23 protein-coding genes are annotated in these 24,848 nt (G+C 68.2%); 7 read left to right on the forward strand and 16 right to left on the reverse strand.

Annotation, left to right across the window (positions count from 1 at the left end):
• Window positions 1–175: 175 nt before the first annotated feature.
• On the forward strand, window positions 176–1,261 hold the full coding sequence (locus FAB82_RS00160) for a hypothetical protein (RefSeq protein ID WP_136532513.1): 1,086 nt from the start codon (window positions 176–178) through the stop codon (window positions 1,259–1,261).
• A 44-nt stretch (window positions 1,262–1,305) separates the two neighbouring features.
• On the opposite strand, the gene FAB82_RS00165 is transcribed toward FAB82_RS00160, so the two are convergent.
• On the reverse strand, window positions 1,306–3,897 hold the full coding sequence (locus FAB82_RS00165) for an FtsK/SpoIIIE family DNA translocase (protein ID WP_136532514.1): 2,592 nt from the start codon (window positions 3,895–3,897) through the stop codon (window positions 1,306–1,308).
• Between the two features lie 74 nt (window positions 3,898–3,971).
• On the opposite strand from FAB82_RS00165, the gene FAB82_RS00170 reads away from it, so the two are divergent.
• Complete coding sequence (locus tag FAB82_RS00170; protein ID WP_136532515.1) at window positions 3,972–4,688, forward strand: SDR family oxidoreductase; 717 nt, start codon at window positions 3,972–3,974, stop codon at window positions 4,686–4,688.
• A gap of 425 nt (window positions 4,689–5,113) precedes the next feature.
• On the opposite strand, the gene FAB82_RS00175 is transcribed toward FAB82_RS00170, so the two are convergent.
• The 5 genes from FAB82_RS00175 to thyX all read right to left on the reverse strand — a co-directional run bounded on the left by FAB82_RS00175 (window position 5,114) and on the right by thyX (window position 9,377).
• Window positions 5,114–5,533 carry a PIN domain-containing protein gene (locus FAB82_RS00175; RefSeq protein ID WP_168801351.1) on the reverse strand — a complete coding sequence of 140 codons (420 nt, stop codon included), beginning with the start codon at window positions 5,531–5,533 and terminating at the stop codon, window positions 5,114–5,116.
• Between the two features lie 10 nt (window positions 5,534–5,543).
• Entirely contained in the window at window positions 5,544–5,804 is a 261-nt protein-coding gene (locus FAB82_RS00180; protein ID WP_136532517.1) for a type II toxin-antitoxin system Phd/YefM family antitoxin, read from the reverse strand.
• Between the two features lie 123 nt (window positions 5,805–5,927).
• Window positions 5,928–7,619, reverse strand: coding sequence for a ribonuclease J (locus FAB82_RS00185; protein WP_136532518.1), 1,692 nt, complete (start codon window positions 7,617–7,619; stop codon window positions 5,928–5,930).
• Window positions 7,616–8,512: a 4-hydroxy-tetrahydrodipicolinate synthase gene (dapA, locus tag FAB82_RS00190; protein ID WP_136532519.1), complete on the reverse strand. Its 897-nt coding sequence runs from the start codon at window positions 8,510–8,512 to the stop codon at window positions 7,616–7,618. The genes FAB82_RS00185 and dapA overlap by 4 nt, the downstream gene beginning before the upstream one ends.
• Before the next feature lie 112 nt (window positions 8,513–8,624).
• Window positions 8,625–9,377 (reverse strand): FAD-dependent thymidylate synthase, encoded by a 753-nt coding sequence (gene thyX, locus FAB82_RS00195; RefSeq protein ID WP_136532520.1) that lies wholly within the window; start codon window positions 9,375–9,377, stop codon window positions 8,625–8,627.
• A 132-nt stretch (window positions 9,378–9,509) separates the two neighbouring features.
• Here thyX and FAB82_RS00200 point away from each other — a divergent pair, with 132 nt between their 5' ends.
• The gene (locus tag FAB82_RS00200; protein WP_136532521.1) at window positions 9,510–10,001 is read left to right on the forward strand and encodes a hypothetical protein; all 492 of its coding nucleotides are present in this window, start codon (window positions 9,510–9,512) and stop codon (window positions 9,999–10,001) included.
• Window positions 10,002–10,013: 12 nt separating this feature from the next.
• Window positions 10,014–10,835, forward strand: coding sequence for a DUF4097 family beta strand repeat-containing protein (locus FAB82_RS00205; protein WP_136532522.1), 822 nt, complete (start codon window positions 10,014–10,016; stop codon window positions 10,833–10,835).
• Window positions 10,836–10,897: 62 nt separating this feature from the next.
• Here the strand turns inward: FAB82_RS00205 and FAB82_RS00210 are convergent, their stop codons facing one another.
• Complete coding sequence (locus FAB82_RS00210) at window positions 10,898–11,353, reverse strand: DUF2752 domain-containing protein (RefSeq protein ID WP_211116265.1); 456 nt, start codon at window positions 11,351–11,353, stop codon at window positions 10,898–10,900.
• 185 nt (window positions 11,354–11,538) lie between these two features.
• Between FAB82_RS00210 and FAB82_RS00215 the strand changes: the two genes are divergently transcribed.
• Together FAB82_RS00215 and FAB82_RS00220 are read left to right on the forward strand one after the other, a co-directional pair.
• Window positions 11,539–12,228: an LppM family (lipo)protein gene (locus FAB82_RS00215; RefSeq protein ID WP_136532523.1), complete on the forward strand. Its 690-nt coding sequence runs from the start codon at window positions 11,539–11,541 to the stop codon at window positions 12,226–12,228.
• A gap of 165 nt (window positions 12,229–12,393) precedes the next feature.
• On the forward strand, window positions 12,394–13,197 hold the full coding sequence (locus FAB82_RS00220) for an ICP22 family protein (RefSeq protein ID WP_136532524.1): 804 nt from the start codon (window positions 12,394–12,396) through the stop codon (window positions 13,195–13,197).
• Between the two features lie 22 nt (window positions 13,198–13,219).
• Here FAB82_RS00220 and dapB read toward each other — a convergent pair whose 3' ends face one another.
• The 6 genes from dapB to FAB82_RS00250 form a co-directional block, all read right to left on the reverse strand.
• Window positions 13,220–13,960 carry a 4-hydroxy-tetrahydrodipicolinate reductase gene (gene dapB / locus FAB82_RS00225; RefSeq protein WP_136532525.1) on the reverse strand — a complete coding sequence of 247 codons (741 nt, stop codon included), beginning with the start codon at window positions 13,958–13,960 and terminating at the stop codon, window positions 13,220–13,222.
• On the reverse strand, window positions 13,957–15,258 hold the full coding sequence (locus tag FAB82_RS00230; RefSeq protein WP_136532526.1) for a M16 family metallopeptidase: 1,302 nt from the start codon (window positions 15,256–15,258) through the stop codon (window positions 13,957–13,959). Before FAB82_RS00230 ends, dapB begins: the two co-directional genes overlap by 4 nt.
• The gene (locus FAB82_RS00235) at window positions 15,259–17,673 is read right to left on the reverse strand and encodes a polyribonucleotide nucleotidyltransferase (protein WP_136532527.1); all 2,415 of its coding nucleotides are present in this window, start codon (window positions 17,671–17,673) and stop codon (window positions 15,259–15,261) included.
• Between the two features lie 437 nt (window positions 17,674–18,110).
• A complete protein-coding gene (gene rpsO / locus FAB82_RS00240) occupies window positions 18,111–18,380 on the reverse strand; it encodes a 30S ribosomal protein S15 (RefSeq protein ID WP_136532528.1) in 270 nt (89 codons plus the stop codon).
• 105 nt (window positions 18,381–18,485) lie between these two features.
• Window positions 18,486–19,412: a bifunctional riboflavin kinase/FAD synthetase gene (locus FAB82_RS00245; protein ID WP_136532529.1), complete on the reverse strand. Its 927-nt coding sequence runs from the start codon at window positions 19,410–19,412 to the stop codon at window positions 18,486–18,488.
• A 249-nt stretch (window positions 19,413–19,661) separates the two neighbouring features.
• Complete coding sequence (locus FAB82_RS00250) at window positions 19,662–19,904, reverse strand: hypothetical protein (protein WP_136532530.1); 243 nt, start codon at window positions 19,902–19,904, stop codon at window positions 19,662–19,664.
• Between the two features lie 250 nt (window positions 19,905–20,154).
• Between FAB82_RS00250 and FAB82_RS00255 the strand changes: the two genes are divergently transcribed.
• Complete coding sequence (locus FAB82_RS00255; protein WP_136532531.1) at window positions 20,155–21,270, forward strand: phospholipase D-like domain-containing protein; 1,116 nt, start codon at window positions 20,155–20,157, stop codon at window positions 21,268–21,270.
• Between the two features lie 57 nt (window positions 21,271–21,327).
• Here FAB82_RS00255 and FAB82_RS00260 read toward each other — a convergent pair whose 3' ends face one another.
• The 3 genes from FAB82_RS00260 to FAB82_RS00270 all read right to left on the reverse strand — a co-directional run bounded on the left by FAB82_RS00260 (window position 21,328) and on the right by FAB82_RS00270 (window position 24,677).
• The gene (locus FAB82_RS00260; protein ID WP_136532532.1) at window positions 21,328–22,272 is read right to left on the reverse strand and encodes a carbohydrate ABC transporter permease; all 945 of its coding nucleotides are present in this window, start codon (window positions 22,270–22,272) and stop codon (window positions 21,328–21,330) included.
• Window positions 22,269–23,243, reverse strand: a complete 975-nt coding sequence (locus FAB82_RS00265) for a carbohydrate ABC transporter permease (RefSeq protein ID WP_136532533.1) — start codon at window positions 23,241–23,243, stop codon at window positions 22,269–22,271. Before FAB82_RS00265 ends, FAB82_RS00260 begins: the two co-directional genes overlap by 4 nt.
• Before the next feature lie 87 nt (window positions 23,244–23,330).
• On the reverse strand, window positions 23,331–24,677 hold the full coding sequence (locus tag FAB82_RS00270; protein ID WP_136532534.1) for an ABC transporter substrate-binding protein: 1,347 nt from the start codon (window positions 24,675–24,677) through the stop codon (window positions 23,331–23,333).
• Between the last annotated feature and the right edge of the window lie 171 nt (window positions 24,678–24,848).

Below are 24,848 nucleotides of genomic sequence, written 5' to 3' on the forward strand. Positions count from 1 at the left end.
ACCGAAGGGGCCCTGCGGGCCGGGCGGCGGGCCGGGCCACACCGATACCACGCGGTAGAGTGGCGCACCTTACGTGCCGGAGGGGTTATCGGTACGCCGTAGCTGGGCAAACGGGGCGAAGCGGGCCCCTGATCTGGGTCCGGTGCCGCGGGCCGCCATGTCCTAGGCTGGTCCTATGTCCCCCATAGGCATCGCCCCCACCCCTATGCCGGCCGCCCGACCGGCAATCGCTCGCCGCAGCGCCGTGCTCGCGCTGGCCGGCATCGCCGTTCTCGGCGCCGCCGCCTGCTCGGCCCCGACCGCCTCGATATCCACCCGTTCCGGCTACTCGATCGTCGGCGACGACATTCCCGTCTCGGTCTGCCCGTCCGAGGGCGAGTCCAGGCTCTCCGACGAGGAGGGCACGCTCATCAGCGCCCACTTCGCGCTGCGGGTCGAATGCGTCGCGTCCTTCACCGAGATCCCCGAGGACTTCCAACTCGCCTACCTGTTCGGCGACGACGCCGAGGTGCTCCCGCCCGAAGCGGGCTTCGAGTTCACGCTCGTGCAGTTCGCGCCCGAGCCCGACGCCGAGGCGCCCGACGAGGACGCGAACGAGGTGACGGGGACGCTCGCGATCGGCGACGTGACCTGGGATTTCGACCAGGAGCTGCCGGGGCCGGGCTCGGTCTACCTGGCGGTGACCGAGGCCGACTCGCCCGTGAATCTGGAACTCACCGACGCCGAGCGGACCCAGTCGCTGGATCTGCGCGAACGCACCCGGACCGGCACCATCGAGGCGCTGTACACCGGCGAGCCCGAAGTCAAGAGCGACGTCATCGAACACACGGTCGAAGCGTCCCTGAACAGCGGCGGCTACAACTACTGGGTCGACGGCTGGGTGTACAGCACCAACTTCGTCGGCACCCGCACCGTCTACGCGGACGGGGAATGGGTCGCCGAGCCGGACCGGGCGCTGCTCTCCGTCAGCTTCGTCTGGATGCGCTCGGGCAGCGGGCTGGAGTGGGACATCGACCCCGAGGAGACGCTCAAGGTCTCCGGCCCCGACGGCGCGCTGGAGCCGGCCGTGGTCGACCACGACGACGAGGACTACGGCGACGGCGAGCTCCGCTACTACGACATGCAGTACGACGTCCCCGCAGACGCCCTCGAATTCACCCTGAAGTTCAGCCCCAAGGGGCCGATCGCCTGGCCGGAGGAGGGCATCGAAATGCCCGTCGAGAACGAGAAGACGCACGAAGCGGCGCTCGACTTCGCCTAGGGGGTTCGTAAACACCCCTAGGGCCAGTCCTGTGAACCCGGATGTCACTCGCCCCGGATGGAGGCGAGGACGCCGTCGAGGTCCCCGGGCTGGACCAGGACGTCGCGGGCCTTGGTGCCCTCCGAGGGGCCGACGACCCCGCGCGTCTCCATCAGGTCCATGAGCCGACCGGCCTTCGCGAAGCCCACGCGCAGCTTGCGCTGAAGCATCGAGGTGGAGCCGAACTGGGTGGTGACCACCTGCTCGACCGCCTGGCACAGCAGGTCCAGGTCGTCCCCGATCTCCGCGTCGATCTCCTTCTTGGTGCCCGGGGCGGCCGTGACCTCGTCGATGTACTGGGCGTCCATCTGCGACTTCGCGTGCTCGACGGCCGCCTCGATCTCGGCATCACCTACCCAGGCGCCCTGGATGCGTTCGGGCTTGGAGGCTCCCATCGGCAGGAACAGGCCGTCACCGCGGCCCACCAGCTTCTCGGCGCCCGGCTGGTCCAGGATGACCCGCGAGTCGGCGAGGCTGGAGGTCGAGAACGCCAGGCGCGAGGGCACATTGGCCTTGATCAGGCCCGTGACCACGTCGACCGACGGGCGCTGCGTCGCCAGCACCAGGTGGATGCCCGCCGCCCGCGCCAGCTGGGTGATGCGGACGACCGATTCCTCCACATCCCGCGCCGCGACCATCATCAGGTCCGCCAACTCGTCCACGATGACCAGCAGGTACGGGTGGGGGCGGATCTCCCGGTTCGAACCGGGGTCGGCCTTGATCTGGCCCGAGCGGACCTTGCGGTTGAAGTCGTCGATGTGGCGGACCCCCGCCTGCGCCAGATCCTCATAGCGCATGTCCATCTCCTTGACCACCCATTGGAGCGCGTCCGAGGCCTTCTTCGGGTTGGTCACGATCGGGTGGACCAGGTGCGGGATACCCTCGTACGTCGTCAGCTCCACCCGCTTGGGGTCGATGAGGAGGAGGCGCACCTGCTCGGGCGTGGCCCGCATGAGCAGGGAGGTCAAAAGTGCATTGATGCAGCTCGATTTACCTGACCCGGTCGCCCCGGCCACCAGGACATGCGGCATCTTCGCGAGGTTGGTGAGGACGTAGCCGCCCTCGATGTCCTTGCCGAGGCCCACGATCATCGGGTGGTCGTCGGAGGCAGCCTCTTTGGAGCGTAGGACGTCACCGAGAGCGACGTCCTCACGATCGGTATTGGGGATCTCGACGCCCACCGCGCTCTTGCCGGGGATCGGGTTGATGATGCGGATGTCCGAGCTCTTGACCGCGTAGGCGATGTTCTTGGACAACTGGATGATCCGCTCGACCTTGACGGCCGGGCCCAGCTCCACCTCGTAGCGGGTGACGGTGGGGCCGCGCGTGAAACCGGTGACCGCAGCGTCCACATTGAACTGACCGAAGACTTCCTGGAGAGCGGCGATGACCGTCTCGTTCGCCTTCGAGCGCTTCTTCGCGGCCGGGCCCGTGTGAAGGATCTCCAGCGACGGGCGCTGGTAGTCGCCGTCGTCGACCGCCGTGGCGGCCTCCGTCAGCGTCGGCTGCTCGGCCTTCTTCGGGGGCGGCGAGTGCTTCGGCGGCTCGCGGCGCGGCTGGGGCTCGGGGTCCGGAATGACCTCCGTGCGGTGGTGCGGCGGCGGCGCTTCGGTATTGAGCTCGGGCACCTCCTCGGGGGTCAGGCGCGGCAGGATCGTGGTGGCGCGGTGGATGGTCCGCGCCTCCTCCTCCTTGAGCCGCTCGGCCTCCTTGGAGAGGCGGCGGCGCTCCTGGACGTCGCCGTTCTCGTCCTCATAGGTCTCGACCTTCCCGGTCGCCAGGTCCCACAACCGGATCAACCTCGTCGGCACCTGGTTCACCGGCGTCGCGGTCGCCACCAGCACCCCGAAGAGGAGCAGCAGCACCAGCAGCGGGAAGGCCACATAGGGGGACACGCCCAGGGACAGGCCGCCGCCGACGAGCCAGCCGATCTGGCCGCCCGCCGCCATGCGCTCGCCCATTTCGGATGGCAGGCCCGAGATCAGATGCAGCAGACCGAGACTGGAGAGCCAGATCGACATCCAGCCGACCAGGGGGCGCCCGTGGCCCTCCTCCGGCGGCTCCTGGCGCATGACGCGCAGACCCCACAGGACGAGGAGGACGGGCAGCGCGCGCGTCGCCAGACCCATCAGCCAGTCCAGAATGAATGCGAACCGCTCCCCCACCGGGCCCGCCACGTCGAACCAGACCGCGCAGGCCAGCACGATCGCGGCGCCCACCAGCAGCAGACCGAGCCCGTCGCGGCGGTGCGCCGGATCGATCTCGCGCGCGGTCGCCGCCTCCTTGCCGACCGAGCGGGCCATCCAGCCGGTCGTGCGGGCGGTGCCGACCCACAGGCCGCGCAGGCCCATGCCGAGCGCCTCCAGCGGGCCGGGGACCGCGTCGAGGCGGCTGCGCTTCTTGGCCGCCGCCTTCTTCGCGGTGGACTTGCGCTGTGCCGGAGCCTTCTTCGCGGTCTTCTTGACCGCCTTCTTGGCGGGCTTCTTCGCGGCCTTCTTGGCGGGCTTGCGGGCAGCGGAGGCGGCGGGGCGCCGCGCAGAGCCGGACGAGGTCCGCTTGCGGGCGGCCCCTCGCGCACCGCTGGTCCTGGCCATCATGATCCATACGTTACCGCCCCCACGCCGCCCGGCGTTGACGTGAGGACACACCAAGAGAGGGCTAATGTGTGCGCATGTCTGAACCCGACACCGCGAAGACAATCCTGGTGACCGGCGCGGGACGCGGCCTCGGCCGAGCCCTCGCCGCACAGCTGACCGCACGCGGTGACCACGTCATCGCCCACGCACGCAGCGAAGGCACCCTCGACGGGGTGCCGTGCAAAAGCCGCCTCATCGCCGACCTCGCCACCCCCGAGACCCTGGCGGACGCCGTCGCGGCCGCCGGAATCGACCACCTCGACGCGCTGATCCACAATGCCGGAATCGCGCGGGTCGAGCCGATCGCGACCCAGACTCTCGACTGGTGGCAGCAGACCCTCGCGGTCAACTTGGCCGCCCCGGCCGAACTGACCCGGCTGCTGCTGCCGGCGCTGCGGGCGGCCCGGGGCCACGTCGTGTTCGTGAACTCGGGCGCGGGCCTGAACGCCGGGCCGCTGTGGGCCTCGTACGCGGCCAGCAAGTTCGGAGTGCGGGCGCTGGCGGACGCGCTGCGCGCCGAGGAACAGGGCGCGGGCGTGCGGGTCACGAGCCTGTACCCGTCCCATTTCGACACGGACATGCAGCGCAGCGTGCGCGAGCAGGCGAACTCGAACTACGACCCCGAGCGCGCCACCAGCGTCGACTCGATCGCGAAGGCCATCGTGGACGTGCTGAACACCCCGGCGGACATGGTGATCAACGAAATGCGGATCGAGCCGCCGAACCCGCTTCCGATCCGCCCCAAGAGCTGACCGGCCGCCTCCCGGGGCTCGCCCCGGCGGACATCCTGATCGTCCTGGTCGGCTGGACCGCCGTCGGCATCAAGCCGGGCCTGGAGCGGACCGCCAAACTCGGCGGCATCGGCCTGGCCCTGATCACCGTCGCGGCCTCGTTTCGGCCGGTCCAGGTCATCAACGGCCTCATCGATCAGGCCGGAGACGACGCCGGCGACATCCCGGCCGCGGCCGGCGGCGGCATCTGGCTCTACGTCCTCGCCGCGATCCTCCTGGTGATCAGCATCTTCATGATGCGCTGGGCCCCACAGCCGAAGCCCATGCAGCAGCCGCAGACCCAGCAGATGCCCCCGCAGCAGCCGGGCCCGTACAACCAGCCGCAGCAGTAACCAAGCAAAAAGGGAGGGGCCAAGCGCTACGCGCTTGGCCCCTCCCTCAAGTCGTTACAAGTCGGCAGGAAGCAGTCGGAACGCAGGGTGCGGCGTCAATGGGCGAATCATTCTAAAATGGCGCATGTCCAGAGTGGCGATCGCATCGGTCCGGAACTCTCTTGCCAACACGACATTGGTCGCGTCCGAGAGTCCGATCTCGGGGTAGTCCTGCAAGACAGCGTGAGCCGCCAACAGCGACTGCCCTATCCCAGGGACCTCCCAGCGACCCGAGGCGACTCGCGAGGCGATATAGCCGAGTGCCGCATTCGATACGGCCGACCCCATCCGCATCGCCAGCAGGTAATCGAGCTCGGCGAGGATGCACGGTGAAACCACGATATGACCCGTAGCGGCGAACGCCTCACGCGTGCCGACATGATGTTTGTCGTCCGCGTTGAAGAATGCGACCAGTGCCGAGGTATCGGCGATCACAACCGGGAAATTAGGGATGATCGCCCCCGAACCCCGCGAGCCACTGATCGACCTTCTCGGAGAACAAGGCGGGACCGCTGAAGGTCGGGGCCCGGTTGTCATCACCCATGGGATCAGTCCTGAAGGGGTAGGTCGGCTCACCCTCATCCCCCACCGGCCGGATGATCGCAATCGGCGCACCGTTCTTCGTGACGGTCACCGATTCGCCCGCTTCCACTTGCGCCAGCACCTGGGCGGTGTGCTGGTTCAGCTCTCGCATCGAGGCATCCATGCACCTATTGTACTACACGTAGTACATGAGGTGGATTCTGTTTAAGAGGAGGGGCCGGGCGCTTCGCGCCCGGCCCCTCCTCTACTTGCGTTCAGACTTCCAGGCTGTGCCCGTCGCGCGCCCTCAGACTTCCACCACGTGCGGGACGATCATCGGGCGGCGGCGGTAGGTGTCGTTGACCCACTTGCCCACCGTGCGGCGCAGGATCTGCTGGAGCTGGTGCGGGTCCAGGACCCCGTCCTGGGCCGCCCGGTCCAATGCCTGCTCGATCAGGGGCAGCACCCCGTCGAAGGCCTTCGGGTCCTCCGAGAAGCCACGGGCCGAGATCGTCGGGCCGCCCACGATCTTGCCGTTCTCCGAGTCGATCACGACCGTCGCGGCGATGAAGCCGCCGTCGCCGAGGACCCGGCGCTCGCTCAGCACCGGCTCGCCGACATCGCCCACCGACATGCCGTCCACATAGACCAGCTTGTTCGGGACGTGCCCGACCACGCGGGCGCGGCCGTCGATCAGGTCGACCACGTCGCCGTTCTCGATCACGATGACCTGGTCCTCGGGGACGCCGGAGGCGATCGCCAGGCGCGCGTGCGCCTGGAGGTGCCGCGCCTCGCCGTGGACCGGGATCATGTTGGAGGGCTTGACGACGTTGAGCACGTACAGCAGCTCCCCGGCCGGGGCGTGCCCCGAGACGTGGACCTTTGCGACGTCCTTGTGGATCACCGAAGCGCCGGTGCGGGCCAAGCGGTTGATCACGCCGTAGACGGCGGTCTCATTGCCGGGCACCAGCGACGACGCCAGGATGATCGTGTCGTCGGGCTCGACCGCGATGTGCCGGTGGTCGCCCGAGGCCATGCGGCCCAATGCGCTCATCGGCTCGCCCTGCGAACCGGTCGACATGTACACGACCTCGTCGTTCGGCAGCCGCACCGCCTCGTCCATGCTCACCAGCAGGTGCTCGGGCACCTGCAACAGCCGCAGGTCACGGGCGATCGCCATGTTGCGGACCATCGAGCGGCCCACGAAGGCGACCTTGCGGCCGTGCTCGGCGGCGGCGTCGATGATCTGCTGGACGCGGTGCACGTGGCTCGCGAACGAGGCCACGATGATGCGGCCCTTGACGTCCTCGAACAGGCTCGACAGGACCGGCCCGATCTCCCGCTCCGAGGTGACGAAGCCGGGGATCTCGGCATTGGTCGAGTCCGACAGCAGCAGGTCCACGCCCTGGTCGCCGAGCCGGGCGAACCCGGCCAGGTCGGTGACGCGACCGTCCAGCGGCAGCTGGTCCATCTTGAAGTCGCCGGTGTGCAGCACCAGGCCGGCCTCGGTCCGGATCGCCACGGCCAGCGCGTCCGGAATGGAGTGGTTGACCGACAGGAACTCGAGTCCGAACGGACCCAGTTCCAGGGTCTCGGTCTCGGCGACGACGACGCTGACGGGCTTGATGCGGCGCTCGCGCAGCTTGGCCTCGACCAGGGCGACGGAGAACTTCGATCCGACGACCGGGATGTCGTTCTTGTGCTCCAGCAGGAACGGGATGCCGCCGATGTGGTCCTCGTGGCCGTGGGTGACGACGATGGCCTCGATGTCGTCGAGGCGGTCGAGGATCGGCGTGAAGTCCGGCAGGATCAGGTCGACGCCGGGCTGCTCGACGTCGGGGAAGAGCACCCCGCAGTCGACGATGAGGAGCTTGCCGTCGTATTCGAACAGGGTCATGTTGCGGCCGATGGCACCGAGGCCGCCGAGCGGCGTGACGCGCAGGCCGCCGGCGGGCAGGTCTCCGGGAATTCCCAGGTTGTCAGGTCGAGTCAGGCTCATGCGATCCCCTTCACGGTGGCTAGGTTCTCCGCGATGAAGTCTGCGGTGACGGTGTCTGCGGCGGGCAGCGGCAGGCGAGGTTCGCCGCCGGGAAGCCCGCGCTGGGCAAGTGCGGCCTTGACCGCGATGACCCCCTGGGCCGGGCCCTGGAGGGCGCGGAGGGCGGGCAGGAGGGCGTCGTTGATGGCGCTGGCCTTGGTGACGTCGCCTTCGTCGAAGGCGTCGAACATTTCGTTGATCTGCTTGCCCACGAGGTGGGCGATGACGGAGACGACGCCGACTTGGCCGGTGGCGTAGGCGGCGAGGTTGAGCGCGTCGACGCCGCAGTAGAAGGACAGGCCGGTGGCGACGCGGATCCGCTGGGTGGCGGAGAGGTCGGCGGTGGCGTCCTTGCAGGCGATGATGCGGGGGTGCTCGGCGAGGCGCAGGTAGGAGGCCTCGGTGATCGGCACGCAGGAGCGGGCCGGGATGTCGTAGAGCATCGCGGGCAGCTCGGTGGCGTCGGCGATGGCCGTGAAGTGCGCTTCGATGCCGTCCTGCGGGGGCCGCGAGTAGTAGGGCGTGACGAGCAGCAGGCCTTGTGCGCCGGCCTTCTCGGCCTGGCGGGCCAGTTCGACGGAGTGGCGGGTGTCGTTGGTGGACGCTCCGGCGATGATGTGGGCGCGGTCCCCGACGGCTCCGACGACGGCCTCGATGACCTGGGTCTTCTCGGCGTCGGTGGTGGTCGGGGATTCGCCGGTGGTGCCGTTGACGACGAGGCCGTCGCAGCCTTGGTCGTCGACGAGGTAGCGGGCGAGTTCGGCCGTGCCGGGGACGTCGAGTTCACCTGAGGGGGTGAACGGCGTGATCATTGCCGCCAGTGTTCGCCCGAACGGGCGTGTCACGTTGCGCATGTGCTTTCACCAATGCTGGTCTGGGCAGCCGGGGAATCCGCTCCGGCCGCTCTCGGTTTCACTTTCTCAAGTTTCGCCGCCTTCAATGACGGCTTCAAGCGTCTTCGGCCCGTCAGCCCTCGGTGACGTAGGGGCTGTGGGCGACTTCGGTGCCGTCGTCGAGCGCGGCGATCTCAAAGTCCGCGAAGACGTTCGCGGCCTTGTCCTTGAGCTGCCGCAGGCACTCGACGGCCAACGCGCGGATCTCGACATCGGCGTGTTCGGAGGCTCGCATGGCGATGAAGTGGCGCCAGGCGCGGTAGTTGCCGGTGACGACGATGCGGGTCTCTGTGGCGTTGGGCAGGATGGAGCGCGCCGCCTGGCGCGCCTGCTTTCGCCGCAGGGTGGGGTTGGCGACGTCGGCGAACTTCTTCTCCAGGCCTTCGAGGAGGTCGTTGTAGGCGGTCTGTGCGGCCTCGGAGGCTGCCAGGAATCGCTCGTGGAGTTCGGGGTCGGAGGCGATGGCCTCGGGCTCGACCATGGAGGCGTCGCGTTCGGGGACGTAGCGCTGGGAGAGCTGCGAGTAGGAGAAGTGGCGGTGGCGGATCAGCTCGTGGGTGAGGGAGCGGGAGATCCCGGCGAGGTAGAAGCTGACGGTGCCGTGCTCGAGGACCGAGAGGTGTCCGACCTGGAGGATGTGGTCGAGGTATCCGGCGTTCGTGGCGGTCCTGGGGTTGGGCTTCTTCCAGGACTGGTAGCAGGCGCGGCCGGCGAATTCGGCGAGCGCCTGGCCGCCGTCGGCGTCGGTGTCCCAGGGAACGTCGGCCGGGGCCTCGAAGTGCGTCCATGCAATGAGTCGGACGTCCATCGGTACGATTTCGGGCATGCCCCGTTCCCCCTCGTGATCTGCGGTTTATCGGACTATACGCACCTTGCAGCGTACTCGTCGGGTCACTGAGGTCCCGCACACGCCCGTCGTGACCTTGACAGACATCAATAATGATGTCATTATGGTGTCATGGACTTGACGCCGTATATCGAATCGCTCCGCCGGAGCCTCACCGCTGCCGCGGCACCGGCCGGTGAAGACGCCGCGCGGACTGCTGAACTGCTGTCAGAAGCGCTCGACGCCGGGGCGCGACTCGCGCTCATGGAGGCCCTCTCCGAGGCCGCCGCCGAGATCACCGCCGGATTGGACCAGGCTGGGTCGTCGGCCTCGGTCGATCTGCGGGTGCGGGGCAAGGAGGTCGACCTCAGAGTCGCCGATGTGGAGACCGCCGAGGCCGCGCCGCCGCCGGCCCCGCCGGTGGACGACGACGTCGCCCGCATCACCTTGCGCCTGCCGGAATCCTTGAAGGAGGACGTCGAGAAGGCCGCCGCGGCCGACGGCGCCTCCGTCAACGCCTGGCTCGTGCGCTCGATCAACAATGCCGTCCACGCCTCGCGTGCCTCGGGCCCGACCAGCGGCGCGAAGTACAGCCAGCGCATCACCGGTTACGCCCGGGCTTAGGAGCCAGAGTCAATGAACGAGTACACCGAATTCACCCACGACGGGCCCATCACGGCGGCGATCACGCTGGCCGACGGCTCGATCACCGTGACGGCCCATGACTCCGACCAGGTCCTGGTCGAGATCAAGCCGGCGCAGCGCAAGGCCGACGGCGATGTCGACGCCGCCGATCTGGCCAGCGTCAGCTTCGAGGACGGCCACCTGCGGGTGGTCGCTCCCGAGAAGGGCCAGAACTGGTTCTTCAAGAAGCACATCGGGGTTCACGTGGCGGTCAAGGTGCCGGGCGGATCCGACGTGTCGCTCAAGTCGGCCTCGGCGCCGATCAGCGTGCACGGCAAGCTCGGGCTGGTCTCGATCAACACCGTCGCCGGGGCCGTCGCGGTCGAGCAGGGCACGGTCGTGAAGGCCAACACCGTCTCGGGCGCGGTCAGCGTCATCGAGGCCGCCGACGAGCTTCGCGCCAACACGGCGTCGGGCCAGGTGCGGGTCGACCACGTGGGCGGGGAGTTCTCCGCCAAGACGGTCTCGGGCGCGGTCATCGCCGAGCGGGTCGACGGCTCGGTCCGGGCCACCACCGTCTCGGGCGCCATCGAAGTCGGCGCGCTGAAGTCCGGTTCGTGCCGGGTCAGCAATGTCTCGGGGCGCATCAGCATCGGGGTCGTGCCGGGCACGGACGTGTGGATGGACCTGGACGCCAAGGCCGGGACGGTCACGTCCGAGCTGGCCGCGGGCGACACCTCGCCCGCTCCGGCGGACGGCGGCACCAGCCTCGAAGTGCGGGCCCGTTCCCTCTCCGGGGACATCTACCTGCACCGCGCCGGCGCTTACGCCTAGTCGCCTAGTCGCCTAGTCGCCTAGAGCCACACCGAACACCACCACCGCTGGGAGCCGGGAACCTACACGAAAAAGTGGGTGAACGGCTCCCACGGCAGGTTTCGGGCTATGAAGAACACGGCCCAGACGATGAGGAAGCCCGTCAGGGCGTTCGGGGTGAGGTGGAAGGTCGGGAGTCGCCACTGGCGGATCCGGCGCAGCCGCGGCAGGGCCCAGGTGAGGTACATCCACACCAGGAACGGGGCCGCGAACACGGCCATCACATGGTGGCGGGCGGCCTCGGGGAGGTTGCCGGTCAAGAGGTAGTAGAACGCCCTGGTGCCGCCGCAGCCGGGGCAGTCGAAGCCGGTCGTCATCTTGAACAGGCAGGTCGAGGGCCCGGTGTTGTCGGTCGGATTCGTGGCGATGACACCGCCGGCCGCGGCCGCGAAGCAGCCGAGCACCGCCAGCGGCGCGAAGGCCGGGTGCGCGAACAGCGCCGCGCTCCAGCGCGTGACCGGGTTCTGCCTGCGCCGCACGGGCTCCAGCGTCGCCTCATCTACCGCGCACACAGCTCCCCCTCACCGATTCGGGCCTCCGCTCACAGACTAGCCGGGGCCGGCCCGATCGGGGAGCCCGGCGAGACGGTGCGCAAGCGCATCCTGCGTGCCACATCGCAGCAAAATGCCTGGTTTACACCCATTGTCGGCCTAGGCTCGGTCCCATGCTGGGACTCGCACTCCGCCGCACCCGCCGGCTCCTCGCCGCCGGTGCCGCCGTCGGCCTCCTGTTCGCCACCACCGGCTGCCTCCGGCTCGACCTCGGACTGGAGGTGGCCCCGGACGACACCGTGAACGGCTCCTTCACCGCGGCCTGGAGCGAGGACTTCCTCGAATCGGCCTCCACCGGCGAGAACCCCCTCAGCCGGGCCGAACTCGACGCGTTCTTGAACGCGCTCCTGGACGGCGTGCCCGACGCCGAGCGCGTCCCTTACGACGACCACGGCTTCGTCGGCCAGACCGCGGAGTTCTCGGGCCGGCCGCTGACCGAGTTCGCCGAGTTCGGCGGCGACGAATGGGGCTACCTGCGCATCACCCACGAGGATCGCCGCTACCTCCTGGACGGCCACTGGGATCTGCGCACCGCGGGGTTCCTCGACACGGAGTCCTTCGAGGGCGCCGAGATCCTCCTCAGCGTCAACTTCCCCGCCCGCGTCGCCGAGCACAACGGCGAGCTCGACGGCCGCACCGTCACCTGGACCATGACGCCCGGCGAGCAGTACGACCTCAGTGCAGAGGCCGTGCAGTACAACGGATGGGCGTGGTTCGCCGCCTCCGTCGCGTCGCTGGTCGTGGTCCTGGCACTGCTGTGGCTGTGGCAGTGGACGAGGCTGCGCCGCCACTCGCTGCACTGAACGAAACCGGATCGTTATATCCCGCACAATCGGTAGTCACTCGATTTACGGCCCGTATTCTGGAGAGTCCCGCGCCAGATCACGTGTGGGTAGCGATGGGGAGGGCCGTTGACGCAGTACCGCTCGAAGAGCAAGGGACACAAGGGAAAAGAGTCGAGTCTCGACTTGAGCATCGGCCAGGTGCTCGCCGCGACCGGGGCGACCACGATCGGCGCGATCCTTGTCAAACTGCTCGACATCTGGGGCACCATCCTCGGCACCGCGGTCCTGAGCGTCTGCACCTCCATCGGCGCGGTCCTGATCCTGCGGGCCGTGAACCGAACCGGCGACAAGCTCAAGGCACAGCTGACGGCCATGGTCCCGGCCGCCAGAAGGACCGGGGCGGGTCAGGACGCGACCATCCCGCTCGATCCGAACCACGTCGCCGCGACCGCCGCGATCCCGACCGCCGCCGAGCTCGCGGCGCTGGACGACGAAACCGCCGAGATTCCAAAGGATCCCGAGGAAGTACCGGTCCCCGAAGGTCCTGAAGATCCCGAAGAGCACATCTCGAAGCGCGACTCGCGCAAGCGCACCCTCATCGCCATCCTCATCTCCAGCGTCCTGGTGTTCGGCCTGACGTTCGGCGCGCTCTACCTCCTCGGCACCCTCACCGGCGAACCCGGCCGGTTCGTCCTGCCGGCGCCCCAGGAAACCACCACCACCATCATCGAGTCCCCCAGCGACGACTCGGACGCCGAGACTCCCGGCACGGACACCGGCGGCAGCGCCACGCCCTCCGACGAAGCCAGCGAGTCCCCCGTCGAGGAGGCTCCCACCACCGGCGGCGAGACGCCTTCCGAGGACGAGGCGACGTCCAGCGAACCGGCCGAGGAAGAGGAGACCACCGGTTCGGGCGGCTCCGAGGATCCCACCGTCGGTCAGGAAGACCTGGAACAGGAACTCACCCCGAGCGAATCGGCGAGCTGAGCCGGCCCGGCCGCCCTTACCTCTAGTCCAGCAGGTCGTCGATCCCGACCGTCAGGCCGGGACGGGTGATGACTTCGCGGATCGACAGCAGCACGCCGGGCATGAACGAGGCCCGGTCGAGCGAGTCGTGGCTGATGACGAACCGCTCCCCAGGGCCGCCGAAGCGGGTCTCCTGGCTGGCCACGTACCCGGCGGAGCGGATCGCGTGAATGTGGACGCCGTCGACCTCGCCGCCGCGGGCGCCCGTGGTGTCCTCGGCGGTCGCGTCGGGCATCTCGCCCAGGCCCGCCTCCGCGCGGGCCGCGGCGATCAGGCGCGCGGTGTGGATGGCCGTTCCCGAAGGGGCGTCGACCTTGCGCGGGTGATGGGTCTCGATGATCTCCACCGACGGGAAGTACCTGGCGGCCTTGGCCGCGAACTGCATCTCCAGGACCGCGCCGATCGAGAAGTTCGGGGCGATGATCGAGCCGACCTCGGAATCTGCGCCAAGCGCGTCGCGGACCCGGTCGAGCTTGGCGGCGTCGAAGCCGGAGACGCCGACGACGGTGTGAATGCCGTGGTCGATGCACCAGGCCAGGTTGTCCATGACCACGTTCGGCAGGGTCAGGTCGACCGCCACGTCCACGCCCGCGTCGGTGAGCTTCTCCAACGGCTCCTCGCGGCCGACGGTCGTGACCAGCTCCATGTCCTCGGCGGCGTCGACCGCCTCGCACGCGGCGCGGCCCATCCGGCCCCGCGCCCCCAGCACGCCCACTTTGATCATGCGAAGTCCTTCTGGTCGAACGGCCCCACGGCCGCGGTGGTCATCGGCTGCGACAGGATATCCGCCGCGACGGCCCTCACCTGCTCCAACGTGACGGCCTCGGTGCGCTCCAGGTCCTCGGCGATGCTCGTCAGGTCCCCGTAGAGCAGCTGCTCGCGGCCCATCCAGTTCATGCGGGTGCCGGTGTCCTCGGTGCCGAACATGACGCCGGCCTCGTACATCTTCTTGGCGCGCAGCAGTTCCGACTCGGTGATGCCGTGCTCGACCACGCGGGCGAACTCGGCGAAGATCAGCTCGCGGACCTGCGCGACATTGTCGGGGCCGCATCCGACGTAGACGCTGAACGAACCGGTCTCGGCGAAATAGGAGATCGAGGAGCTGACCGTGTAGGCCAGGCCCCGCTCCTCGCGGATCGACTGGAACAGGCGCGAGGACATGCCCGAACCCAGGACCGAGTCGAGCAGGTCGAGCGCGCGGGTGCGGTCGTCGTGCCGCGACATGGTCGGACAGCCGACCACCAGGTGGGCCTGCTCGGTGTCCTGCCGCTCGACCGTCAACATCTTGCGGCGCTCGGGCAGACCCGGCTCCGGGCGCTGCCGCTGCGACGGGATCGCCACACCGGCGTCGAGCGGCGCGAAGGCCTCCCGGACCAGCTTGACTACCTCGTCGTGCTCGACGCCCCCGGCCGCGCAGACCACGAGGTTCGACGGCAGGTAGTGGGTGCGGTAGAACCGGCGGATCTGCTCGGCCGTCATGGCGCGCACCGAGTCGGCGGTCCCGCCGATGTCGCGCCCCATCGGGCCGTCGCCGAACACGGCCCGGTTGAAGTTCTCGTAGACGACGTCGCCGGGGTCGTCGGCGGCCGCCGCGAGCTCCTCGAGGATGACCCCGCGCTCGGTCTCGACGTCCTTGTCCGCGATGAGGGAACTGGAGACCGAGTCTCCCAGTACGTCGACGGCCAGGGCCAGGTCGTCGGCCAGGACCCGCTCGTAGAAGCAGGTGTGGTCGCGGGCGGTGTAGGCGTTGGAATCGCCGCCGACCGCGTCGATGGCCTCCGAGATCTCGGCGGCGGTGCGCTTGGCGGTCCCCTTGAACAGCAGGTGCTCCAGGAAGTGCGCGGCCCCGGCCAGCTCGGGGGTCTCGTCGCGGGTGCCGACGCCGATCCACGCGCCCACCGAGGCCGACCGCATCGCGGGCACGGCATCGGTGACGACGCGCAATCCGCTGGGGAGCACGGTGCAGCGCACCGTGCCCCCCAGCGGATCGTCGATCAGCGCCTCAGGTTGAGGACGACTCATTTAGTCTTCAGAGCCTCCGGACTCATCCGAGCGGCGGGTGCGGCGCCGACGGCGCTCCCCGCCCTCGTCATCGGACCCCCGCGAGCCGCGGTCATCGCGACGAGGGCCGCGGTCGCCGCGTCCCCCACGGTCGCCGCCGCGTCCGCCGCGGTCACCGCCCCGTTCGCCTTCCTTGCGCTCCGGACGGCCCTTCTTGTAGCCCTCCGGCTCCTGGCCCTCCGGGTAGACCTTGTCGAGGTAGATCTTGCCGCGGTTGTCGATGTCGCCGATCTCGACCTCGACCTTGTCGCCGACGCCCAGCACGTCCTCGACGCGGTCGACGCGCTTGCCGTCGCCCACCTTCGAGATGTGCAGGAGGCCGTCGCGACCCGGCGTCAGCGAGATGAACGCGCCGAAGTCGGTGGTCTTGACGACGGTGCCCAGGAACCGGTCCCCCACGTTCGGGAGGGTCGGGTTCGCGATGCCGTTGATCGTCTCGACCGCGGCCTGCGCGGCCTCGCCGTTCTCCGCCGACACGTAGATCGTGCCGTCGTCCTCGACGGTGATGTCCGCGCCGGTGTCGTCCTGGATCTGGTTGATCGTCTGGCCCTTCGGGCCGATGATCGCGCCGATCTTGTCCACCGGGATCTTCAGCGTGGTGATCCGCGGAGCGGTCTTGGCCAGCTCACCCGGCTCGCTGATCGCATCGAGCATGACGTCGAGGATCGCGTGGCGGGCGTCGTTGGCCTGCTGGAGCGCCTGTGCCAGCACGTCCGAAGGCAGACCGTCGAGCTTGGTGTCGAGCTGGAGGGCCGTCACGAACTCGCTGGTGCCGGCGACCTTGAAGTCCATGTCGCCGTAGGCGTCTTCGGCGCCGAGGATGTCGGTCAGCGTGACGTATTTGGTCTCGCCGTCGACCTCCTCGGAGATGAGGCCCATCGCGATGCCCGCGACGGGGGCCTTGATCGGCACACCGGCGGCCATCAGCGACATCGTGGACGCGCAGACCGAGCCCATCGAGGTCGAGCCGTTCGAGGCCAGGGCCTCGGAGACCTGCCGGATCGCGTAGGGGAACTCCTCGCGGGTGGGCAGGACCGGGACCAGGGCGCGCTCGGCGAGCGCGCCGTGGCCGATCTCGCGGCGCTTCGGGCTGCCGACGCGGCCGGTCTCACCGGTCGAGTACGGCGGGAAGTTGTAGTTGTGCATGTAGCGCTTCTTCGACACCGGCGAAAGGGTGTCGATGGCCTGCTCCATGCGCAGCATGTTCAGCGTGGTGACACCCATGATCTGGGTCTCGCCGCGCTCGAACAGGGCCGAGCCGTGGACGCGCGGGAGGATCCCGGCCTCGGCGGCGAGCGGCCGGATGTAGGCGGGCAGGCGGCCGTCGATGCGGACGCCCTCGGTGATGACGCGCTTGCGGACCAGCTTCTTGGTGAGGCTGCGCAGCGAGTTGGACAGCTCGCCCTCGCGGCCTTCGAAGTCGGCGCCGAGCTTCTCGAGCATGACCGCCTTGACGCGGTCGAGCTCGGTGCCCCGGTCCTGCTTGTCGGCGATGGTGAGCGCCTGGTCGAGCTCCGCGCCCACGGCCGCTTCGACGGCGGCGAACGCGTCGTCGAGGTAGTCGGGGAAGCGCGGGTAGTCGGCGACGGGCTTGGCGGCGACCGCGGCCAGTTCGGCCTGGGCGCGCACCAGCTCGGCGATGACCGGCTTGACGGCCTCGAGGCCGCCGGCGACGATCTCCTCGGTCGGCTTGGTGCCGCCGGCCGCGATGTGCGAGATGGTGTTCTCGGTGGCCTCGGCCTCGACCATCATGATGGCGACGTCGCCCGAGTCTAGGACCCGGCCGGTGACGATCATGTCGAAGGTGGCCTTCTCGGTCTGCTCCAGCGTCGGGAACGCGACCCAGTCACCGTCGATGAGGACGATGCGGGTCGAGCCCAGCGGGCCGGAGAAGGGCAGGCCGGCGAGCTGCGTGGACATGGAGGCGCCGTTCATGGCGACCACGTCGTACTCGTCGCGCTCGTCGACGGCCAGGATCGTGCCGATGACCTGGACCTCGTTGCGCAGGCCGCTCACGAAGGAGGGGCGCAGGCCGCGGTCGATCAGGCGGCAGGTGAGAATCGCGTTCTCGCTGGGACGGCCCTCGCGGCGGAAGAACGAACCGGGAATGCGCCCGGCGGCGTACATCCGCTCCTCGATGTCGACGGTCAGCGGGAAGAAGTCGAAGTGGTCCTTCGGGTTCTTCCCGGCGGACGTGGTCGCCAGGACCACGGTGTCGTCCATCTGCACGATGGCCGAACCCTGGGCCAGCTTGGCGAGCCGTCCGGTGCTGAAGTGGATCTTGCGGGTGCCGTGTGCGCCGTTGTCGATGACGGCGGTGGCGTGGTGGTCCCCGAGGTTGAACGCCTCAGGGCTCCGGTCGGTCTGTTCCGACATTGAGTATTTAACTCCTCTTGTGTTGGTGCGGAGCGCTACTCGCCGTTCTCGGACCGGTCTTCGATCGAAGCACACGGAGCGGTGTCCCGGTTGTTCACGGGACCGTCCGGATGCCACTACCGAGGACCGGAAGCCACTGGCAAGCACGCCACGTCTCGCTTCGAGACGCTGCTTCGAGCATCTTGCTCATCGCCCACCTTACGTTACTCCCGGGGAGTGACGGCAATCGCGAACGAAAAGTGAGGTTGGACCGCAACGGGACCGTGCCAGAGCGAAAGGCGGATCCGATCGCGCGACCGACCGATCCTATAGGATATATCCTATAGGGTCTGATTGATGCGAGCCCGGGAGTGGAACGTGGACGAGTACGACGACAGGGGGAGCGGAACACCGCTCCCCCTGTCGTCGGCCCTGCGGGAGGGCCGGAAGTCCGAGTGCTAGCCGCGGATGCCGAGGCGCTCGATGAGCGCACGGTAGCGGGTGATGTCCTCGTTCTTGAGGTACTTGAGCAGCCGGCGACGCTTACCGACCAGCAGGAGCAGGCCACGACGCGAGTGGTGGTCGTGCTTGTGCTCCTGGACGTGGGCGGTGAGCTCCTGGATGCGGGCCGTCAGCAGCGCCACCTGGACCTCGGTGGAACCGGAGTCGCCTTCGTGAGTGGCGTACTCCTTGATGATGTCGGCCTTCTTCGTGGCTTCGAGCGCCATGCGAACACCTTTCTAGTGCAATGAGTTCCGGCCGGTCCCGCGGTGTCGAGCAGGGCGGTCGGGCCCACCGGAAAGCCGGTGGACCAAGCCAGATTACCAGCGCTTTTAGTCGAGCCCCAAGTCGGAGCGGGTCTGTGCGACATCGGTCTCGATCTGCTCGACGAGCGCTTCGATCGAGTCGAAGGCGATCTGTCCCCGCAGGCGGGAGACGAAGTCGAGCCGGACCTCGGACCGGTAGAGGTCGCCGGAGTAGTCGAGCACGAACGCCTCGACCGAGCGCCGTTCATCGCCGAACGTGGGGTTGGTGCCGACGCTGATCGCCGCCGGATAGCGGTGCGAATCCAAGTGGAGCCAGCCGGTGTAGACGCCGTCGGCCGGGATCGCGCATCCGGGGATCGGTTCGATATTGGCCGTGGGGAAGCCGAGGCCCTCGCCTCTTCCGGCCCCGTGCACGACGGTGCCCTCGATGCCGAAGTCGCGGCCGAGCACCTCGGCGGCTCGGGCCACATCGCCCTCCGCGAGCAGGGAACGTACCCGGGTGGAGGAGAAGGCGGCGTCGTCGGCCGTCAGGGCCTGCGCCTGGACTCGGAAGCCGTGCTCGCCGCCGAGTTCGGCCAGGAGCCCCACGTCACCGGCGGCCTTGTGGCCGAAGCGGAAGTTCTCGCCGACGACGACCTCGACGGCGTGCAGGCCGCCGACCAGGACGTGCCGCACGAAGTATTCGGGGCGGAGTTTCGACAGCTCCTTGGTGAACGGAAGCACGCACACGCCGTCGACGCCGAGGGCGCCGAGCAGTTCGATGCGCCGTTCCAGGCTCGACAGCTGGGGCGGGACCGCGTGCGGGGCGACGACCGCGGTCGGGTGGGGATCGAAGGTGACGACGACGCAGCGGGCGCCGGCCTCGGCAGCGGCCTTGACGGCGCTGCGGACCAGGGCCGCATGGCCTCGGTGCACGCCGTCGAAAACGCCGATGGCGACCACGGAGTCGGGCCAGCCCTCAGGGGTCGCGTCTATTCCACGCCAGGTTTCCACGAGGACGATCTTCTCACTGCCGCCGAGGTGGCGGCGGAGCCGTCAGCGGGCAGTGGCCGCCGCCGCTGGGAATTCGGTTGCCACCGCTCGGCAGCAGGAAACCGGGCGATTTCGATCGGTCGATAGAAGTCCGCTCGGCGGTTTCTGTCGGTCGATCGAAAGTCGCCCGGTTTCTAGGTCAGGTCGAGTGCGGTCAGGTCGAGTGCGGTCGTGTCGAGTGCGGTCAGGTCGAGTGCATGGGTGATGGGCTCAGAGCATCATCGAGGAATCGGCATTGCCTCCGGAGGCGAAGATCAGCAGCATCAGCACGCCCACGGCGACCAGGAGAATGATTCCCAGCAGCAGCCAGCCGTTGCCGATCGGCTCGGCCTGGATGGGGACCGCGTCGGCCAGGATTTCAGGCTCTTCGCGCGATGGTTCCTCGGTGACCTGCTCTGGGATTGTCTCGCGGAACTCCTCAGGCAGTTCTTCGGCGCTCTTCGAGTTCATCATGACGTCTCCTGGCGGGTCGGGTGCAGTCACGGCTCTTCTCACTTCACTTCTGATTGTTCGGAACCGTCGGCTATCCGACTGTCGTTTCCGAGAATCCGCCCGACACAGGCCGCAATTGGCGCCTCGCGGAATTACATCGCCGTTGTCGCGTTCACCCGCGGTTTGAGCGTTGACCTCGCCGAACCGTCTCGGCATCGGCCGCTCCATGCCATGTTCGATACCCAAAGTGTTCTTCGTAACGGGGTGAGTCATGAAACCGAAGCTCAAGGCATTTGGGGCGGCCGTGCTCGGCGCGGCCCTCGTCGCCGCGCTGCTTCCCGCGGCATCGGCCCAGGCCGCCGGCGGGACGGGCTGCGTCCAGCTCAAAGGGTTCACCGTGTGCCGCACCAGTCCCGGGGGCGGCACGGACACCTCCATCGTCTCGGAGGTCGCGCGGCAGATCGACAAGACCGGGAAGGGCGACACGGTCCGCGCGGCGGTCTACCAGTGGACGCTGGACAGGCCGGTGCGGCCGGTGGCCGACGCGATGGTCGCGGCAAAGAAGCGCGGCGCCGACGTCAAGGCCGTGGTGGGACAGCTCGGCGGCAATCCGGGTCTGAACAATCCGGTCATCAACCTGTTCAAGCGGAACGGGATCGCGGTGCACCAGTGCAGGGGCGGCTGCCTGCCGAACGGGTCCGGATCGGCGAAAGGTCCCGATCACAATCGGTTCTTCCTGATCGAGCGCGACGGGAACCCGACGGTGGCCGTCACCAGCTTCAACTTCACCCGTTTCCACGCGACGCAGGCGCACAATCTGGCGGCGGTGCACGGCGACGGCGAACTCTACGACTTCTACACCGGCTACTGGAACCGGCTCTACGACAAGAGCTGGGGCGGCTGGCGCGACGCGGACAAGTCCGCCTCCGGCAACGGGACCTACGCGTGGGTCTTCCCGCGCTCGGCCGACCCGGTCGCCTCACAGCTGCGACAGGTGACCGGCTGTTCAAGCGGCGACAGGGTGTGGGTGGCGCACGCGAACTTCCAATCGAACCGACCGGCGGTGCGCGACCAGCTGGGGCGCGTCAAGCGGCTCGGGTGCGACGTGAAGGTCGTGGTGCTCGACAAGGACACCAACAATCCGGGGTGGATCGCCGATGCCACCGGGCGGAAGAACGTCAGGACGCACGACTCGCTGCGCGACAAGTTCTTCATGATCGACGCCGAGTTCAACGGGAAGCATCGGGAGATGGTCTACACCGGGACCCACAACCTGCACGGCAACGCCATGAAGAACGCCGACGACAACCTGCTCCGCATCGGGAACCGGGCTGTCGTCGACGTCTATTCGGATTATTACCAGCGGTTGTGGCGGGAGGCCGGATGAGCGATCGCCGATCGGGGAGGTCCGCAGCTCCTCCCCGATAGGCGATCACCCGTCTCGCTAACCCTTGACGGAGCCGGCCAGCAGGCCGCGCACGAAGTACCGCTGGAGCAGCAGGAACACCAGCAGCGGGACGATGATCGCGATGAAGCCCGCGGCGGGCAGGCGCGTCCAGTTGTTGCCCCAGCTTCCGGCCATGTCACCGAGGACGGCTGTGAGCGGCCTGGTCGCCTCGCCGCCGCCGAAGGTGCGGCCGACGAGGAAGTCGTTCCACACCCACAGGAACTGGAAGATCGCGATGGAGGCGATCGCGGGCGTCACCAGCGGCAGCACGACCTTGCGGAAGATCTGCGAGTGGCTGGCGCCGTCGATGCGGGCGGCCTCCATGACGTCGCCGGGGAGCTCGCGCATGAAGTTGTGCAGCAGATAGATCGCCAGTGGGAGCCCGAAGATCGCATGGGCGACCCAGACTTGCACGATCGTGTTGACGCCGTCGAGTTCCCAGGCGGGCATGATCGTGACACCGCCGACATGCAGGCCCCTGCTAAAGAAGGACAGCAGCGGGATGAGCGCCATCTGGAGCGGAACGACCTGGAGCGCGAATATGCCGATGTAGAGCAGGTTCCGGCCCCGGAAGTTGATCCACGAGAGGGCGTAGGCGGCCATCGCGGCGAACGCGACGGGCACGAGCACGCCCGGGATCGTGATGACGACCGTGTTGATGAGGTTGCGGATGAGGCCGCCGCCCTGCGTGTTGGAGTACAGGACGAAGTTGTAGGTCTCCAATGTGGCGCTGCCGGGATCGGTGAAGAACACCCACCACCCGGTGTCTCTGATGTCGTCCTCGGGCCTGATGGACGAGACGAAGAGCCCGGCGGTCGGGATCGTCCACAGTACGGCGATAACGAGCGCCGCGACGCTGGCGACGCGGCTGGAGAGGATCCGGCGGAGGCGCTGTCCGCGGGTTTCGCCGATCCTGCTCGGCTTCTGCACGTCGGTGCTCATCGGGCCTCCAGTTCCTGGCGGCGCATGTTGCGCACCTGGTAGATGACGACGGGGATGACGAGTGCGAACAGCAGCACGGCCATGGTCGCGCCGCGCCCGTCGTTGCCCAGGCGGAAGGCCTGGTCCCACATGTTGTGGGCCAGGACGTCGGTGCCGTGGTGGCCGCCGGTCATGGCCCGCACGATGTCGAACAGTTTGAGCGTGGCGATGAAGACCGTCACGCCGACCACGAGGATGGCTGAGCGAATCGAGGGGACGGTGATGTGCCAGAAGATCTCGGTGGGCTTGGCGCCGTCGATGCGGGCGGCCTCGATCATCTCGATGGGCACGCCTTTGAGCGCGGCCGAAAGGACGACGGTAGCGAAGCCGACCTCGATCCAGACGAGCACCACCATGAGCAGGAGGTTGTTCCACGGATCCTCGAGGAGCCAGTTGACCGGCGGGGCCCCGAGCCAGACGAGCATCTGGTTGAGCAGGCCGATCTGGTCGCCCGAGCGCTCGTACTCATAGATGAGCTTCCAGATGATCGAGGCGCCGACGAACGAGATGCCCATCGGCAGGAACACCAGGGCCTTATAGGTGCGTTCGCCTTTGCGGCCGTCGATGAGGACGGCGTAGACCAGTCCGACCATCGTGGACAACAGCGGGACGATGATGATCCACAGCGCGGTGTTGGTGAGGACTTGGAGGGCGTCGGGGTCGGTGACGGCCCAGGTGTAGTTGTCGAAGCCGATGAATTCGGTGCCGTCCTTGTTGAAGAACGACATGGCGATCGTGCGCACGGCGGGGTAGACCAGGCCGACGAGCAGGAACAGCACGGCGGGAGCCAGGAATACGAAGGCGACCGCTCGGCTGCGGTCGCGGCGTGAGGCGAGTTCTGCGAGGCCGTAGAGGGCCAGTAGGACCGCGATGAATGCGACCAGGCCGACGGCGAGGAGGCCGAACCTATCGGTGTAATCGGAGATGTCCACGTGGTGTGACTCCAGTTGTCCGGGGCAATGGGCCGAGCGGGGCCGGTGGGCCCCGCTCGGCTTCTTGTCAGCTACACGGGCGGCAGGTTACTGCGGCCAGGAGGCTTCGATGTCGTCGGCCACCTGCTGGGAGTCCTTCGCGCCGTCGACCCACTGGACCATGCCGGTCCAGAAGGAGGAGGCGCCGACCTCGCCCGGCATGAGGTCCGAGCCGTCGAAGCGGACCGTGACGGCCGGGTCGACCAGGATCTCGGTGGCGAACTGGTTGACGGGCGTGGTCGCGACGGCCGGGTCGACGGCCTGCTGGGCGGTGCTCCACGGGCCGGTCTGGAGGCGGGTGCTGTGGTACAGCTCCGAGGCCAGGAACTGGCGAGTGGCCTCGGTGGCCTCCGAGTCGGAGAAGGCCGCCACGAACTCGCCGCCGACGAGCATGGTGTTGTCACCGGCGGTGGTCTCCGGGAACTGGAACGCGAACACGTCGCCGTCCTCGGCGACCGTGGTGTCCTCGGGCCAGAAGGCGCCGTAGAACGAGGCCATGCGGTAGAAGGCGCATTCGCCGTCGAGGATCGGGAGACCGCCCTCCTGGAACGCGGTGGAGCTGATGGTGTCCGGACCGTTGTAGACGTACTCCTCGTTCAGGAGCACCGTCCCGGCCTTGTCGATCGCGGCGACGATCTGCGGGTCGTTGAACGGGATCTCGTGATTGACCCACTGGTCATACAGGTCAGTGCCCTCGCGCAGGACGATGTCCTCGATCCAGTCGGTGCCGGGCCAGCCGGTGGCGCCGCCGGACTCGAAGCCGGCGCACCACGGGGTGACCCCGGTGGCCGCGATCTCGTCGGACAGGGTGATCAGTTCATCCCAGGTCGTGGGAACGGCGTAGCCGTTGTCGGCGAAGAAGGTCGGCGAGTACCAGATGAAGGACTTGGCGTTCGCGGAGTTGGGAGCGGCGTAGAAGGTGCCGTCGATGGTGCCGTAGTTGAGCCAGTCCTCGCTCCAGCCCTCTGTGGCGAGTCCGGAGAGCTCTTCTGAGGCCGGGACCAGGTCGTCCTGGAAGTTCGCCATGAGGCCCGGCTGCGGGAAGAGCGCGATGTCGGGGGCGGTGCCGCCGTCGACGCGGACCTTGATGTCGGCCTCGAACTGGCCGGTGCCCTCGTACTGGACGTCGATGCCGGTGCATTCGCCGAAGTTGTACCAGGCGGCCTGCATCTCGTCGGCCTCCTGGTCCAGGATCGAGCCGAAGATGGTGACTTCCTCATCCTCGAACTCGCCGTATTGCTCGTAGTTGGCGCAGTCCTCCGCTTCGGCGGGAATCTCGCCGCGGATGTTGAAGGTGGTCTCAGCGTCCTCATCGGGCGCGCCGCACGCGGCGGCCGCAAGCGCCAGGGCGCTGGTGGCAGCCGCTATGTAGGCGAGTCGTCGGGTCTTGCTCATCGGGCTTTCCCTCTCTTCGCAGGTGTTGTTCACCCGGCGAGTCCGACTGCCTCCCTCATTCCGAACGCCGCGACGTGGTTGGTTCGCATTCGCCGTCGCCGCTTCGGAACTGCCTCACCCGCCATTGGGAACGTGGGCAATGGTGCTCTGGATAACAGTACGTGTCAAGGC

This window comes from Glycomyces buryatensis, from assembly GCF_004912275.1.
GTDB classification, from domain to species: domain Bacteria; phylum Actinomycetota; class Actinomycetes; order Mycobacteriales; family Micromonosporaceae; genus Glycomyces; species Glycomyces buryatensis.